15 protein-coding genes are annotated in these 14,354 nt (G+C 70.1%); 6 read left to right on the forward strand and 9 right to left on the reverse strand.

Going from position 1 to position 14,354, the window contains the following annotated elements; genetic code table 11:
• Positions 1-9: 9 nt before the first annotated feature.
• Complete coding sequence (locus ACWEH3_RS19645) at positions 10-684, reverse strand: class I SAM-dependent methyltransferase (protein WP_450019998.1); 675 nt, start codon at positions 682-684, stop codon at positions 10-12.
• Between the two features lie 115 nt (positions 685-799).
• Here ACWEH3_RS19645 and ACWEH3_RS19650 point away from each other — a divergent pair, with 115 nt between their 5' ends.
• Positions 800-964: a hypothetical protein gene (locus ACWEH3_RS19650; RefSeq protein WP_355075720.1), complete on the forward strand. Its 165-nt coding sequence runs from the start codon at positions 800-802 to the stop codon at positions 962-964.
• Between the two features lie 48 nt (positions 965-1,012).
• Here the strand turns inward: ACWEH3_RS19650 and glpD are convergent, their stop codons facing one another.
• From glpD to ACWEH3_RS19665, 3 genes are read right to left on the reverse strand one after another with little or no spacing between them, the layout of a single operon-like run.
• Entirely contained in the window at positions 1,013-2,692 is a 1,680-nt protein-coding gene (gene glpD / locus ACWEH3_RS19655) for a glycerol-3-phosphate dehydrogenase (protein ID WP_450020001.1), read from the reverse strand.
• 51 nt (positions 2,693-2,743) lie between these two features.
• Positions 2,744-4,264: a glycerol kinase GlpK gene (glpK, locus tag ACWEH3_RS19660; RefSeq protein WP_450020003.1), complete on the reverse strand. Its 1,521-nt coding sequence runs from the start codon at positions 4,262-4,264 to the stop codon at positions 2,744-2,746.
• Between the two features lie 38 nt (positions 4,265-4,302).
• Positions 4,303-5,112, reverse strand: coding sequence for an MIP/aquaporin family protein (locus tag ACWEH3_RS19665; RefSeq protein ID WP_450020005.1), 810 nt, complete (start codon positions 5,110-5,112; stop codon positions 4,303-4,305).
• Positions 5,113-5,369: 257 nt separating this feature from the next.
• Between ACWEH3_RS19665 and ACWEH3_RS19670 the strand changes: the two genes are divergently transcribed.
• The 3 genes from ACWEH3_RS19670 to ACWEH3_RS19680 are packed head-to-tail and all read left to right on the forward strand — an operon-like array spanning position 5,370 to position 8,588.
• A complete protein-coding gene (locus tag ACWEH3_RS19670) occupies positions 5,370-6,134 on the forward strand; it encodes an IclR family transcriptional regulator (RefSeq protein WP_379254154.1) in 765 nt (254 codons plus the stop codon).
• 48 nt (positions 6,135-6,182) lie between these two features.
• Positions 6,183-7,700: a glycerol kinase GlpK gene (gene glpK / locus ACWEH3_RS19675; protein WP_450020007.1), complete on the forward strand. Its 1,518-nt coding sequence runs from the start codon at positions 6,183-6,185 to the stop codon at positions 7,698-7,700.
• 48 nt (positions 7,701-7,748) lie between these two features.
• Positions 7,749-8,588: a DUF72 domain-containing protein gene (locus ACWEH3_RS19680; RefSeq protein WP_450020009.1), complete on the forward strand. Its 840-nt coding sequence runs from the start codon at positions 7,749-7,751 to the stop codon at positions 8,586-8,588.
• Positions 8,589-8,632: 44 nt separating this feature from the next.
• Here the strand turns inward: ACWEH3_RS19680 and ACWEH3_RS19685 are convergent, their stop codons facing one another.
• From ACWEH3_RS19685 to ACWEH3_RS19700, 4 genes are all read right to left on the reverse strand, one after another.
• A complete protein-coding gene (locus ACWEH3_RS19685; RefSeq protein ID WP_397077069.1) occupies positions 8,633-9,181 on the reverse strand; it encodes a YceI family protein in 549 nt (182 codons plus the stop codon).
• Positions 9,182-9,251: 70 nt separating this feature from the next.
• Positions 9,252-9,857, reverse strand: coding sequence for an FMN reductase (locus tag ACWEH3_RS19690; protein WP_450020012.1), 606 nt, complete (start codon positions 9,855-9,857; stop codon positions 9,252-9,254).
• Positions 9,854-10,948: an LLM class flavin-dependent oxidoreductase gene (locus tag ACWEH3_RS19695; RefSeq protein WP_450020014.1), complete on the reverse strand. Its 1,095-nt coding sequence runs from the start codon at positions 10,946-10,948 to the stop codon at positions 9,854-9,856. The genes ACWEH3_RS19690 and ACWEH3_RS19695 overlap by 4 nt, the downstream gene beginning before the upstream one ends.
• Before the next feature lie 103 nt (positions 10,949-11,051).
• Complete coding sequence (locus ACWEH3_RS19700) at positions 11,052-12,299, reverse strand: alpha/beta hydrolase (protein WP_450020016.1); 1,248 nt, start codon at positions 12,297-12,299, stop codon at positions 11,052-11,054.
• Between the two features lie 346 nt (positions 12,300-12,645).
• Between ACWEH3_RS19700 and ACWEH3_RS19705 the strand changes: the two genes are divergently transcribed.
• Complete coding sequence (locus ACWEH3_RS19705) at positions 12,646-13,014, forward strand: Rv3235 family protein (RefSeq protein WP_450020018.1); 369 nt, start codon at positions 12,646-12,648, stop codon at positions 13,012-13,014.
• Positions 13,015-13,023: 9 nt separating this feature from the next.
• Here ACWEH3_RS19705 and ACWEH3_RS19710 read toward each other — a convergent pair whose 3' ends face one another.
• Positions 13,024-13,809 carry a DODA-type extradiol aromatic ring-opening family dioxygenase gene (locus ACWEH3_RS19710; protein WP_450020020.1) on the reverse strand — a complete coding sequence of 262 codons (786 nt, stop codon included), beginning with the start codon at positions 13,807-13,809 and terminating at the stop codon, positions 13,024-13,026.
• 94 nt (positions 13,810-13,903) lie between these two features.
• On the opposite strand from ACWEH3_RS19710, the gene ACWEH3_RS19715 reads away from it, so the two are divergent.
• The gene (locus tag ACWEH3_RS19715) at positions 13,904-14,353 is read left to right on the forward strand and encodes a MarR family winged helix-turn-helix transcriptional regulator (RefSeq protein WP_450020022.1); all 450 of its coding nucleotides are present in this window, start codon (positions 13,904-13,906) and stop codon (positions 14,351-14,353) included.
• The last annotated feature ends 1 nt before the right edge of the window (position 14,354 follow it).

The following is a 14,354-nucleotide window of genomic DNA, read 5'->3' on the forward strand; positions in this document are numbered from 1 at the left end:
GCGGACGGTTCAAAGGCGGCGGATGCGGGCCAGCCAGGCGGCGGCGTCGACCTTGCCGGACTCGGAGATGTCCAAGTCCGCCGCCTCTTGGGCCACCAGTTCGGTGATCCGTCCGCGGTACTCGGTGGCTCGCAGGTCCTCCAGCGTCCAGCCGTCGCGGAACGAATCCCGGATCACGGTGTCGCTGATCCGTGGGCCGAACCCCGGCTCGGCATCCGAAAGCGCGAGGACATAGACCGTGCCGCCTGGCTTGCAGACCGCGTGCAAGCTGCGGACGTATGCGGCGCGCGCCTCGTCCTCGGTCCCGAAGACGTGGAACAACGCGCTGTCGACGACCGTGTCGAACGCGGGCGCGGAGCCGGGCGGGTCACCGGAGAAGTCCGGGCGGTCGCCGAGGGCCAGCGCGTCGGCCACCTCGAACGAGGCGGAGGGCACACCCTGCTCGGCCGCGTTGGCGCGCGCGCACGCCACCGCGCTCGGCGACATATCTATTCCGAGCACGTCGTATCCCAGTCGGGTCAGCAGGATCGTGTGCTCACCCGTGCCGCAGCCCGGGTCGAGCACGCGGCCGGTGATGCCGCCCTCCCGCTCCAGCGCGACGATGGCCGGTTGCGGCTCGCCGATCACCCAAGGGGCGGTGTCATTGTCATAGACGATGTTCCATGCTTCAGCTGGACGAGTCATGCCACCATGCTTCATCCTCAACCGCCGTTGAGGTCAACCCGACACGGTCGGGAGTTGTGCCAGGTCCGGAGCATGTGGACTGCGTCGACGCGATGGTCGCGGGTACGCGCTGGGTATGAGCACACCGAATATCGATCCCGAAACGGCGGAGTCGATGCAGCAGGACGCGGATTTCGCCGAGGAGCACACCAAACCGACGCACGCCGACGAGCACCCCGCCGGTGAGCAGCTCGAGACCGACGAGTCGACCCCGCGCGGCCACGGCGGAATGGACCGGTGAGCACGGCGTGGCACGGTTCCACGCGGAAACCGTGCCACGCGACCGCGCTCAAGCGATGGCGACCATACGGGCCGCGTTGGCGGATTCGTCGTCGGCCGCCTGATTGGCGGCCAATTCGGCGCGCACCCGCTCGCGGTACCGGGTGATCTCCCGCTCGGTGGCGGCGGCGTCCCAGCCGAGGTGCGCGCCGATCAGCCAGGCCACCTCGGGCGCGGCGGCCAGACCGCGGTCGGCGGCCTCGATGGAGACGCGGGTGCGGCGGGTGAGCACGTCGTCCAGGTGCAGCGCGCCTTCGTGCGTCACCGCGTACACCGCCTCCGCGCCGAGGTACTCCGGCGCGCCGGTGATTGGACGGCCCAGGTCCGGTTCGCGGGCGATCAGGTCGAACAGGTCGGTGATCGCCGAGCCGTAGCGGCCGAGCAGGCGCTCGACCGTCGCCCGCGGCAGGCTCGCGCGTTGCGCCAGGCTGTCGAGATCGGCCGCGAGTTCCTGGTAACCCACCGCGCCGAGGATCGGCAGGTGCTCGGTCACCGACGGCGCGACCGCGCGGCCCAGTCCCGCCACCGCCGCGTCCACGACGTCGGCGGCCATCACCCGGTAGGTGGTGTACTTGCCGCCCGCGATCACGAACAGACCGGGAGCCGGTTCGGCGACCGCGTGCTCCCGCGAGAGCGTCGCGGTGTCGGCCGACGCGCCGGACAGCAGCGGGCGCAGCCCCGCGTAAGTGCCGACGATGTCGTCGCGGGTGAGCGGCTCGCGCAGCACCTGGTTGACGTGGTCGAGCAGGTACTGCACGTCGGCGTCGCTGGCGGCCGGATGGTCCTTGCTCAGCGACCAGTCCGTATCGGTGGTGCCGATGATCCAGTGGCCGTGCCACGGGATGACGAACAGCACGCTCTTCTCGGTGCGCATGATCAGGCCGGTGTCCAGATGCAGGCGATGACGCGGCACCAGGATGTGCACGCCTTTCGACATGCGGACGTGGAACGGGAACTCGACGCCGGTCATCCGGTTCATCTCGTCGGTCCACACGCCGGTGGCGCTGATCACCCGGCGCGCGCGCACCGTGTGCACCCGGCCGGTTTCCAGGTCGGTGACCTCCGCGCCCACGACGCGCTCGCCGTCGCGCAGCAGCGCCGTCACCTTGGTGCGGGTGAGCACGGTCGCGCCGTGCTGAGCGGCGGTGCGCGCGATCATCATCGTGTGTCTGGCATCGTCGACCTGCGCGTCGAAGTACCGGATCGCTCCGGTCAGCGCGTCCTCGCGCAACGCGGGCGCCAGCTCCAGCGCGCGGGTGTGCGACAGGTGCCGATGCATCGGCAAGGCGCGGGCGCCGCCGATCGTGTCGTACAGGGCGACGCCCGCGCCGATGTAGGCGCGTTCCCAGACGCGATGCCGCAGCGGCAGCAGGAACGACACCGGCCGCACCAGGTGCGGGGCCAGCCGGCGCAACAGCAGGCCGCGTTCCTTCAGCGCCTCGCGCACCAGCCAGAAGTCCAGCTGCTCCAGGTAGCGCAGCCCGCCGTGGATGAGCTTGCTGGAGCGGCTGGAGGTGCCTGCCGCGAAGTCCCTGGCCTCCACCAGGGTCACGGTGAGGCCGCGTGCGGCGGCGTCGAGGGCGGCGCCCGCGCCGACCACGCCGCCGCCGATGACGAGTACATCGATCTCGGTGTCGCCGAGTGCGTTCACCGCGCGGGCGCGGTACTGGGCGTCCAATCGTGCGGACACAGCGGTATCTCTCCTTGTTTCGGGGTTATTCGGGTAGGACGGCGTCGCCCCTCATTCGTCGACGTCGATCCAGTCGAGGGTGCGGGCGACGGCCTTCTTCCAGCGCGCGTAGCCACGCTCGCGCTGTTCCTCCGACCAGGTCGGATGCCAGCGCTTGGCTTCGTTCCAGTTCTGTTCCAGCTCGTCGGTGTCGTTCCAGAAGCCGACCGCGAGCCCCGCCGCGTAGGCCGCGCCGAGCGCGGTGGTCTCGGCGACCACCGGACGCGACACCGGCACACCGAGGAAGTCGGCCTGCAGCTGCATGCACAGCTCGTTGGCGGTGACGCCGCCGTCCACCCGCAGCACGTCCAGCCGCACGCCGGAGTCGGCCTGCATCGCCTCGACCACGTCGCGGGTCTGATAGCAGATCGATTCCAGCGTCGCCCGCGCGAGATGGGCGTTGGTGCTGTAGCGGGACAGACCGACGATCGCGCCGCGCGCGTCCGAGCGCCAGTACGGCGCGAACAGTCCGGAGAACGCGGGCACGAAATACACCCCGCCGTTGTCCTCGGCCTGCCGGGCGAGCGATTCGCTCTGCGCCGCACCGGAGATGATGCCCAGCTGGTCGCGCAGCCACTGCACCGCCGAGCCGGTCACCGCGATGGAACCTTCCAGCGCGTACACCGGCTTCTCCCCGCCCAACTGGTAGGCCACCGTGGTCAGCAGGCCGTGCTGCGAGCGCACGATCTCGGTGCCGGTGTTGAGCAGCAGGAAGTTGCCGGTGCCGTAGGTGTTCTTCGCCTCGCCGGGACGGAAGCAGACCTGTCCGACGGTGGCGGCCTGCTGGTCGCCGAGCACGCCCGCCAGCGGCACCGCGCCGCCGAACGGTCCGTCGGCGCGGGTGGTGCCGAACAGTGCCGGGTTCGCCGAGGGAGCGATCCGGGGCAGCATCGCGCGCGGCACCCCGAACAGGGACAGCAGTTCGTCGTCCCAGTCCAGGGTCTCCAGGTTCATCAGCATGGTGCGGCTGGCGTTGGTCGGGTCGGTGACGTGCACGCCGCCGTCGACACCGCCGGTCAGCTGCCACAGCAGCCAGGTGTCGGTGGTGCCGAACAGCGCGTCGCCGCGTTCGGCGTCCTCCGCCACCCCGGGGACATTGTCCAGGATCCAGCGCAGCTTGCCGCCGGAGAAGTAGGTGGCGGGCGGCAGGCCCGCCTTGCGCCGGATGATGTCGCCGTGCCCGGCTCGTTCCAGCTCGGCGGCGATCCGGTCGGTGCGGGTGTCCTGCCAGACGATCGCGTTGCAGTACGGCCGCCCGGTCTTGCGGTTCCACACCACCGTGGTCTCGCGCTGGTTGGTGACGCCGACCGCGGCCAGGTCGCTCGCGACCAGATCGGCCTTGGTCAAGGTGGTCTGGATGACCGCGCGGGTGCGCTCCCAGATCTCGGTCGGATTGTGCTCCACCCAGCCCGGGCGCGGCAGGATCTGCTCGTGCTCGAGTTGGTGGCGGGCGACCTCGTTGCCACCGTGATCGAACACCATGAAGCGGGTGCTCGTGGTGCCCTGGTCGATGGCGCCGACGTACTGGCTCATCGCGGTCCTTTCGGGAAACTGCTGGGAAAGAGAAGGATTCAGAACAGGAACTGCGCGGCGAGTCCGGCCAGCGCGCCGCCGAGCAGCGGGCCGAGCACCGGCACCCAGGCGTAACCCCAGTCGGAGTCCTTGCCGTGCGGTGCGGCGTCGGGCGATTCGGCCGGAGCGGGCGCACCCGCGCCCACGGGGACCAGGACCGCGTCGGCGGGGGCGGGCTTGCTCACCGGCAGCAGCGCGTGCGCAATGCGCGGACCGAGATCGCGAGCGGGGTTGATGGCGTATCCGGTCGGCCCGCCCAGGGAGGCGCCGATGCCGACGACCAGGAGCGCGGCGGCGGCCGGGCCGAGCCCGCTCGGGGTGTGACCGAAGGTGAGGATCACCAGGACGAGGATGAAGGTGCCGATCACTTCGGTGACGAAGTTCCAGCGCAGGGCGCGAATCGCGGGGCCGGTGGCGAACACCGCGAGCTTCTTCTCCTGGTCGGTCTCGGCGTCGAAGTGGCGCTTGTAGGCGACGTAGGCCACGGTCGCGCCGAGGAAGGCGCCGGCGAATTGGCCGCTCAGGTAGGCGAGTGTCGTCGAGCCGGAGATCGCGATGCCGGGGGCGAACTCGTCGGCCCCGCTGAACAGGATGCCGACGGTGACCGCGGGGTTGAGATGGCCGCCGGTCTTGTAGGCGACGTAGACGCCAGCCAGGACCGCGAACCCCCATCCCACGTTGATCAGCAGCCAGCCGCCGTCCAATCCTTTGGACTTCGCCAGCAGTACGTTCGCGACCACGCCGACCCCGAGCAGCACCAGCACGCCTGTGCCGAGTGCTTCACTGAGGAAGATCGAGCCGAAGTTCATCGTTGAGCCTCCGTTCGCCCCCGCAGGTCGCGGACGCGACCGTGCGTGAAACGGAAACTACGGCGGGATGCGGAACCCGGATACAGCTGCCGTTCGACAATGTCGAACGCCTCGACTGGTTGCCGGAAGGCGGCGACGCTACCGTCCGACGCGCGAGGAGGATGTATGGCGCAGCTCACACTGGGTTTCAATGATGTTGCTCAGGTATCACCAGCCGTTCGACATTGTCGAATCACGACACGGGTAGGTTCCCCGATATGCCAGGTGCGATCCAATCGATCGAGCGGGCGGCGGCCGTTCTGCGGCTGCTGGCCCGCGGCTCCGGGCGGCTCGGCGTCGGCGACATCGCGGGCGCGCTCGACCTGCCCAAGCCGACCGCGCACGGCATCCTGCGCACGCTGCAAGGCGTCGGCTTCGTCGAACAGGATCCGGCCACCGGCAAGTACCAACTCGGCGCGGCGCTGCTGCACCTGGGCACCAGCTACCTCGACGCGAACGAGTTGCGCTCCCGCGCGATCAACTGGGCCGACGCGCTGGCGGCGCGCACGGGCGAGTCGGTGCGGATCGGCGCGCCGATGGACGGCGCGGTGGTCGTGGTGCATCACGTGTTCCGGCCGGACAATACCCAGCAGGCGCTCGAACTCGGCGAACTGCTGCCGCCGCACGCCACCGCGCTGGGCAAAGTCCTGCTCGCCTACGACGCCGAGCTGGCCGCCACGACGCGCCGCGCCGAGCTGGCCCCGCTCACACACCGCACCCTGGTCGACCGCACCGCGCTCGCCAGGGCGCTGGGCGGCGTCCGGCAGGCCGGATGGGCGGGCGACACCGAGGAATTCCGGACGGGCGAGGCGGGTATCGCGGCGCCGATCCGGGCGCCCGGTGGCCTCGTGGTCGGCGCCATCGGCATCACCGGCGCGGTGGACCGGCTCTGCGACGCCCAGTTGCGGCACCGGCCCGCGCTGGTCGGTCAGGTGCTCGACGCCGCACGGGCGGTGTCGCGCGATCTCGGTACGAGTCACTGACTTTCGTCCCCGCGGTGACCGTCCGATGTCGATCAGGAGCAGCCGAGCATGAAGCAGCGTTACGTGCTGGCGATCGACCAGGGCACCACCTCCACGCGGTGCATCCTGTTCGACCAGCGTGCCCGGCTCGTCGGCGTCGCGCAGCGCCCGCACCGGCAGCACTATCCGCGGCCGGGCTGGGCGGAGCAGGACGCGCTGGAGATCTGGCGCAATGTCGAGCGGATCGTGCCGCAGGCCCTGCGGGATTCCGGTGTGACGGCCGACCGGATCGCCGCGCTCGGCATCGCCAACCAGCGCGAGACCACCGTGGTGTGGGACCGCCGCACCGGCACGCCGATCGGACGCGCCATCGTCTGGCAGGACGTGCGCACGGAGGAACTGGTCCGCGAACTGGGGAACAAGCCGGGCGCCGACCGGATCCGCGAGCTGTGCGGCCTGCCACTGGCCAGCTACTTCGCCGCGCCGCGGCTGCGCTGGATGCTGGACTCGGTGCCAGGTCTGCGCGAGCGCGCGGAACGGGGCGAGGTGCTGTTCGGCACCATGGAGACCTGGCTGATCTGGAACCTCACCGGAGGCCCCGACGGCGGGCTGCATTGCACCGACGTCACCAACGCCAGCCGCACCCTTCTGATGAACCTGCGCACCCTCGCCTGGGACGACGAACTGCTGGAGTTCTTCGGCATCCCCGCCCGCATGCTGCCGCGCATCCAGCCCTCGATCGCGTCCTACGGCAACACGCGCCGGGTGGTGCCGGGCATCCCGATCGCCGCCGCCCTCGGCGACCAGCACGCCGCGTTGTTCGGCCAAACCTGTTTCGCGCGTGGGGAGACCAAGTGCACCTACGGCACCGGCGGCTTCCTCATGATGAACACCGGTCGCGACCTGGTGCGTTCCGAGCACGGCCTGCTCACCACGATCGGCTACCAGATCGGCCCGGAGCCGGTCTACGCGCTGGAGGGGCCGATCGCGGTCACGGGATCGCTCGTGCAGTGGGTGCGCGACAACATCGGACTGGTCACCAGTGCGCCGGAGATCGAAACCCTCGCGCGCACCGTCGAAGACAACGGCGGCTGCTACGTCGTGCCCGCGTTCTCCGGGCTGTACGCGCCGCATTGGCGCAGCGACGCGCGCGGTCTCATCGCCGGGCTGACCTCCTACATCACCAAGGGCCACATCGCGCGCGCCGTGCTGGAGGCGACCGCTTGGCAGACCCGGGACGTGGTGGAGGCGATGAACGCCGACTCCGGCCTGCAAGCCGCGGCACTGCGCGTGGACGGCGGGATGACCTCGAACAACCTGCTCATGCAGATCGTGGCCGATGTGCTGGATGTTCCGGTGCTGCGGCCGTTCGTCGCCGAGACGGTCTCACTGGGCGCGGCGTACGCCGCGGGCCTCGCCGTGGGGTATTGGCCCGACCTAGAGGGATTGCGCAACAATTGGCGCCTTGCCGCCCAATGGGTTCCGCGCATGGACGCGGAGCTGCGGGAGGACGAGTACGAGAACTGGAAACGCGCGGTCGAGTTGACCTTCGGCTGGGTGCGGTCGAAGAAGCGGGCGCGGCGGTGAGTCCGGTGCCCGGCGCTCGTGTCGGGAGCGTGGGTTAGCGTCGAGAGCATGCGGCTTCACGTGGGATGTGCGATGTGGACGCACGCGGCCTGGCAGGAACGGCAGCTCTCCCCGGGGGAGCGGTTGCGCTGGTACGCCACGTGGTGCAACGCGGTCGAAGGCAATACGACGTTCTACGCCACGCCGTCGCGGCGCACAGTCGAATCATGGGCGGCGCAATGCGATCCCGCGTTCCGATTCGTCCCCAAGCTGCCCAAGCCGATCACCCACGAACGCAGGCTGACCGGCGTCGAGCAGGAGCTGCGGTCCTTCCTCACCGCGATGGAACCGCTCGGCGAACGCATCCACGCCCTGTGGATCCAGCTGCCGGGCTCGTTCGGACCCACCGATCTCGGTGTGCTGGCCGGTTTCCTGCGCGACTTCCCGCGCTCGTACCGGGCCGCCGTCGAGGTGCGTCACCCCGCGTTCTTCGAGGACGAGCAGGCGGCGCGCAGGCTGGAATACGTGCTGTCCAGGGTCGGCGCCGAATGGGTGCCGTTCGACACCACCGTGCTTTTCGACGGTCCGCCCGTCAGCACGGCGGAACAGGAAGCGGCCGCGAAGAAGCCGCGGGTGCGGCGCAGGATGCGCGCGCTGACCGAATACCCGATCGTGCGCTATCACGGCCGCGACGATGTCCAGCGCACCGTCGACGGCTGGCGGCCGTGGGTCGGGACGGTCGCCGAATGGCTGCGTGAAGGCCGCTCGCCCACGGTGTTCGTGCACACGCCGGACAATGCGGGCTCGCTGGAGCTGGCCCGCCGTTTCCACGACGCGGTCAGGGCCCGGCTGCCCGGGCTCGAGCCGCTGCCCGAGCCCGCCGCCGCCGAGCCCATGACGCTGTTCTGACGGAAAACGCCTCCCCGCGGCATCGCGCCGCGAGACCGCGCGGATCAGGCCTGCAGGCCGACCTCGACCTCGAGGGTGAGCGTGATCTTGTCGCCGATCACCGCGCCGCCGTCGGGCAGCGGCATGTCGATGGTGATGCCGAAGTCGCGGCGGTTGATCACGGTCTTGGCCTCGAAGCCCGCGACCGGCCCCTGGCCCATGCCGGGGTTGACGCCGAGGAACTCCACCTCGAGCGATACCGGCTTGGTGACACCGCGAATGGTGAATTCGCCGTCCACCACGAAATCGTCACCGTTCACCCGGAAACCGGTGGACTTGAACGTGGCCACCGGGAACTGCTCGGCCTGGAAGAAGTCCGCGGTGCGCAGGTGGGCGTCGCGCTGTTCGTTGTCGGTGGTGACCGAGTCGACCCGGATCTCGGCCTCGGCCGAGGCGCTGCCGTCCTCGCCGATCACCAGCTTGCCGGAGAAGTCGGTGAAGCGGCCGCGCACCTTGCTGACCATCAGGTGGCGCACCGAGAAGCCGAGCGTGGAGTGGGCGGGGTCGATGGCCCAGGTGCCCGCGGTGAGAGCGTTGGTGGTTCCGGTCGACATGACGTTCTCCTTCATAGTTGAGATTTGAACTACTTGGGTGTGAATGGGGGTGGGATCGGTCGGGGGAAGATCAGTGAGTGCCGAGCAGCTGTGCGAACGGTACCGGGTCGTCGTACGGATCGGTGGCACGCGCTCGCGGCGTGTTGGTCAGCGCGGCGGCGAATTCCGCTGCGGCGCGGTCGATCCGAGAGCTCAACCCCTCGGTCGCGGCGGAGGCCCAGTCTTCCGACGCCGCGTACACCGCGGTGGGCGCGACCACCGCGTGCAGGTAGCTGAACATCGGCCGCAGCGCGTGCTCCAACGCGAGGGAGTGGCGCGCCGAGCCGCCGGTCGCGCCGAGCAACACCGGCATTCCGGCCAGCGAGTCCGGTTCCAGCACGTCGAAGAACGTCTTGAACAGGCCGCTGTAGGAGGCGTTGAAGATCGGCGTGACGGCGATCAGGCCGTCGGCGCCCGCCACGGTGTCGAGCGTCGCGCGCAACCCGGCCGGCGCGAATCCGGTCAGCAGGTTGTCGGCCAGATCCCGCGCGTGCTCGCGCACCTCGACCACGTCGACGGTCACGTTCGCGCCGGACGCGGACAGCGCCGCCGCGGTGGCCGCGGTGAGCCGGTCGGCGAGCAGCCGGGTCGACGAGGGCTGCGACAGGCCCGCGGAGACGACGGCGATGCGGGTCATCGGGTCGCCTCCACGGCAGCGTCGCGGGCGGCGACCAGGCTCGCGTGTGTCGGGGCGTCCGGCACGTGCGCCGGGCGCAGGGCCGCGAACTCCTTGCGCAGCACCGGCACCACTTCCTCGCCGAGCAGGTCCAGCTGCTCCAGCACGGTCTTCAGCGGAAGGCCCGCGTGGTCCATCAGGAACAGTTGGCGCTGGTAGTCGCCGAACGTTTCGCGGAAGGTGAGCGTCTTGTCGATGACCTGCTGCGGGCTGCCCACGGTGAGCGGGGTCTGCTCGGTGAACTCCTCCAGCGACGGTCCGTGTCCGTACACCGGCGCGTTGTCGAAGTAGGGGCGGAACTCGCGCACCGCGTCCTGGGAGTTCTTGCGCATGAACACCTGTCCGCCCAGGCCGACGATCGCCTGGTCGGCGGAGCCGTGACCGTAGTGCTCGTAGCGCTGCCGGTACAGCCCGATCAGTCGCTGGAAGTGCTCTTTCGGCCAGAAGATGTTGTTGGCGAAGAAGCCGTCGCCGTAGTAGGCCGCCTGCTCGGCGATCTCGGGGCTGCGGATCGAGCCGTGCCAGACGAACGGCGGAACGTCGTCCAGCGGGCGCGGTGTGGAGGTGAACGACTGCAACGGCGTCCGGAATTTGCCTTCCCAGTCGACCACGTCTTCGCGCCAGAGCCGGTGCAGCAGGTGGTAGTTCTCGATGGCCAGCGGGATGCCGTCGCGGATGTCCTTGCCGAACCACGGGTAGACCGGGCCGGTGTTGCCGCGGCCGAGCATGAGGTCCACCCGCCCCTCGGCCAGGTGCTGCAACATCGCGAAGTCCTCGGCGATCTTCACCGGATCGTTCGTGGTGATCAGGGTCGTCGCGGTGGAGAGCTGGAGCCGCTCGGTCCGCGCCGCGATATAGCCGAGCATCGTCGTCGGCGACGACGGCACGAACGGCCGGTTGTGGTGCTCGCCGGTGGCGAACACGTCCAGACCGACCTCCTCGGCCTTGCGCGCGATCGTCACCATGGCGGTGATGCGCTCGTGCTCACTCGGCGTCCGGCCGGTCGTGGGGTCGGTCGTCACATCACCGACCGTGAAGATTCCGAACTGCACGACGCCTCCTTACGTTCTCAGTCTGACCCAATTTGGTGGATATGGCAACCAAAGGAACCGGGTGGGGTGCCCGGGTATTCCCCGCGCGGCGGTGTGACGCTGGTTACGGCAGGTATTCCGCCAGCCAGGTCCTGGTGAGTTCGCGGGTGACCCGCGCGCCAGTGTCGAGTTCGGTGGTGCCGAAGGCGTGCTCCACGTAGGGCAGCTCGACGTAGCGCTGCGGGACGCCCGCGGTCTCGAGCGCGGCGGCGTAGGCGGCGGTGTGCTCGGCGCGCACCAGGTGATCGCTGGACCCCTGGATCAACAGGGTGGGTGGGGAGGCTGCGTTGACGTGCGGAGCGGAGCTCGTCGCGGTGTAGCGCTCGGGATACTGGTCGGGCGTACCGCCGAGATACTGCCGGGCCGCGTCGACGCCGAGCGCGGTCTCGGTGCCGGAAGCGGCGAGATCGACCGCCGGGTACAGCGCGACCGCGGCGCGCACCTCGGGCAGTTCCTCCGCGCTGCCACAGCTGGGCCGCAAGGCGCTCGCGTTGATCTTGTTCGCGACGTTGACAGCCAGATTGCCGCCCGCGGATTCGCCGAACGTGGCGATCCGCCGCAGGTCCCAGTTGTACCGCTGCGCGTTCGCGGCGGCCCAGGTCAGCGCGCAGGCGACGTCGGCGTCCGCGGTGTCCCAGCGGTGCTCGGTCGCGCCGGAGAGGCGGTAGTCGACGTCGAGGACGGCGTATCCGTTGTCGGCCAGCCAGGTCGTGTAGGCGTCGGTGCCGCGGCTGCCCGCGACGAACGCACCGCCGTGGATGCTCACCACCAGTGGGGCCGGGGCCGTTCCCGGGGCAGGCAGATACAGATCCGCCTGGATCGGCTGCCCGTCGACGGTCGCGTAGGTGACGGTCTCGTCCGGCGCGTCACCGACGGTGCTGAACGGGACGACCGGGGCGAACGGAACCCAGACGCCCGCCGCGTCGTGCGCCGCGAACACCAGCGTCGCGCTGGTGACGACGGACATCACCAGGCCGACGACGGCCACGCCGGTCACCGCGGCCGCCGGGCGCCGTCCCCGCTCGCGGGAGCGAAGCGCGGTGAGCGCCAGCCCGGTCGCGACCACCGCCAGAACCATGTTCCACGAGCCGAGCGCGTCACGGACCGAGCCGAGCAAGAGCACCGCCGACTGCGCGATCGCGTTGTCCAGCAGCGGCATCGTCCAGGAAACCGGCAGGATCGCGATCAATTGGCCGAGCACGAGATACACGGCGAGGACTCCGGCGGATACCAGCAGCGCGAGGCGGGCCAGGCGACGCGGGGTCGCGGATTCTCCGGGCGCGGTCACATCTACTCCTGGCTCGTCGGTCATCCATGGTCTCCGTTTCCGGGTCGGGGCTGCCCTCCAACCTAGGTCGGTCTTCGCGCGTGCCGGATGCGGGTGCTGGTTAGCCGGGGCGGAATCGGGTAGCCGACTACGCGCGTTTTCCCGTGTCTCGTCCGCAGAATCGGGCGCCACAGGGTTTCGACATCGGGGTTTCGAAGGGATTTGCATGGCTGGATATCACGATTGGTTGGCGCCTGCTCCGAATCCGGAGCCGCCCTTGGACAGCCGCGGGCGCGCCGAAGTTCGCGATCCCGCGTCCGCTCGAGCGCTACCTTGCCGCACTCGGCCGCGCGCCGTGTCCGGCCGGTCGAGTGCCGGGATACGTAGCGCGGTGCGGCGCAGTCATGCGTCCTCCGCGCAGGCGGGGGACGAAACCCGCTCGGCGGCACGCCGGTTCGCCGAGTCGGCGGTGCGCATCGTCCTCGAGGTACTCGACCGTAGGAGACCCGTACCGCAACTGGCCGCGGTTGCCGACGCCACGGTCGTCGCCGCGGTGCGCACATTGCTCGACGCCGGTCTCGTGCCCGGTCGCGCACTCGGCGTCGCGATGCCGATCCGGGTGAGCGTGGCGCTCGTGGATGCCAGGACCGCCGAGGTCTTCGCCGCATATGCCCGCGGCGGTCGCCGTTTCGCCGTGGCGGCGCGGATCGTCCGGACGCGCTCGGCAGGCTGGCGGCTGACGGCGCTGCGCATCCGATGACGTGGTGCGTCAGCCGAGCTGGACGGATCGGCGCGCCATGCCGAACCAGTAGCCGTCGATGACTGTGCGCAGCGCGCCGAGGTCGTCTTCGCCCGCGCCGAGTGCGACGAACAGCGGTGCGAAGTGCTCGGCGCGGGGATGGGCCAGGCGCGCGGCGGGCGCTTTCCGCTCGAAATCGAGCAGTGCGTCCAGATCGTGTGCGGCCAGCGCCTCGCGGCCCCACTCGTCGAATTCGGCGGTGAAGGAGTGCACGTGTTCGTCGTCGGCCGTCAGGGCGTGCAGGTTGTGGGTGAAGAAACCGCTGCCGACGATCAGCACGCCCTCGTCGCGCAGGGGCGCCAGCTTCCGTCCGATGTCCAGCAGCGCCCCAGGGTCCAGCGTGGGCATGGACAGTTGCAACACCGGGACGCCGGCGTCCGGGTACATCTCCTTCAGCGGCACGTAGGCGCCGTGGTCGAGCCCGCGCTCCGGGACGTCCGCCACGGCGACACCGGGTCCGCGCAACAGGTTTCGCACCTTCGCGGCCAGCTCCGGCGCGCCCGGCGCGGGATAGCGCACCTGGTAGTACCGCTCGGGGAAGCCCCAGAAGTCGTAGACCAGCGGCACCGTCTCGGTGGCGCCGAGCGCGATCGGCGCGGCCTCCCAGTGCGCGGAGACGATCAGGATCGCCCGGGGGAGCGGCAACGCGCGCGACCACGCCGCCAGCTCGGCGGGCCAGCTCGCGTGATCGGCCAGTGGCGGAGCGCCGCGGGAGAGATAGAGCACCGGCATTCTTTCGGTGTGCACGCTGGTCATGGCGCTCCTCCTTGCTCGTCCGCGCAGGTAGTTCAAATTCGAACTCAACTCTAGCTGATTGTTCAAATTCGAACAATATGGTTAGGGTGGAGCCGTGGAGACCAGGTGGCTGAACGCGCGCGAGATGCAGGTGTGGCACAGCTTCCTCGCGGCGGGCGCGCTGGTGGGCCGTGAGGTGGAACGGCAGCTCAAGCGGGAAGGGCTGTCCCACACGCAGTACGAGGTGCTGGTGCGGCTCGCGGACGCGCCGGAGGGCCGCCTGCGGATGACCGAACTCGCCGACGCGCTCTACACCTCCAAGAGCGGGCTGACCTACCAGGTGACGCAGTTGGAGAAGGCCGGACTGCTGATGCGCGAGGCCTGCCCGACCGACGTGCGCGGGGTCATCGCCGTGCTCACCGGCGCGGGCCGGGAACGGCTGGCGCAGATCGCGCCGGACCATGTCGCGACCGTCCGCCGCGTCCTCGTCGACGTGCTCAGCGCCGCGCAGCAGAGCGCCGTCGCGGAGGGGCTGGGCGAGGTCGCGCGGCGGCTCGCGCCCTGAC

The organism is Nocardia sp. NPDC004718 (assembly GCF_053601535.1).

Coding starts and splice junctions, on each gene's coding strand:
- ACWEH3_RS19690 (WP_450020012.1), bottom strand. CDS start 9,857: ATGACCCGCATCGCCGTCGTCTCCGCGGGCCTGTCGCAGCCCTCGTCG.
- ACWEH3_RS19710 (WP_450020020.1), bottom strand. CDS start 13,809: ATGACCAGCGTGCACACCGAAAGAATGCCGGTGCTCTATCTCTCCCGC.
- glpK (WP_450020007.1), top strand. CDS start 6,183: ATGAAGCAGCGTTACGTGCTGGCGATCGACCAGGGCACCACCTCCACG.
- ACWEH3_RS19645 (WP_450019998.1), bottom strand. CDS start 684: ATGACTCGTCCAGCTGAAGCATGGAACATCGTCTATGACAATGACACC.
- ACWEH3_RS19680 (WP_450020009.1), top strand. CDS start 7,749: ATGCGGCTTCACGTGGGATGTGCGATGTGGACGCACGCGGCCTGGCAG.
- ACWEH3_RS19650 (WP_355075720.1), top strand. CDS start 800: ATGAGCACACCGAATATCGATCCCGAAACGGCGGAGTCGATGCAGCAG.
- glpK (WP_450020003.1), bottom strand. CDS start 4,264: ATGAGCCAGTACGTCGGCGCCATCGACCAGGGCACCACGAGCACCCGC.
- ACWEH3_RS19700 (WP_450020016.1), bottom strand. CDS start 12,299: ATGACCGACGAGCCAGGAGTAGATGTGACCGCGCCCGGAGAATCCGCG.
- ACWEH3_RS19685 (WP_397077069.1), bottom strand. CDS start 9,181: ATGTCGACCGGAACCACCAACGCTCTCACCGCGGGCACCTGGGCCATC.
- ACWEH3_RS19665 (WP_450020005.1), bottom strand. CDS start 5,112: ATGAACTTCGGCTCGATCTTCCTCAGTGAAGCACTCGGCACAGGCGTG.
- ACWEH3_RS19670 (WP_379254154.1), top strand. CDS start 5,370: ATGCCAGGTGCGATCCAATCGATCGAGCGGGCGGCGGCCGTTCTGCGG.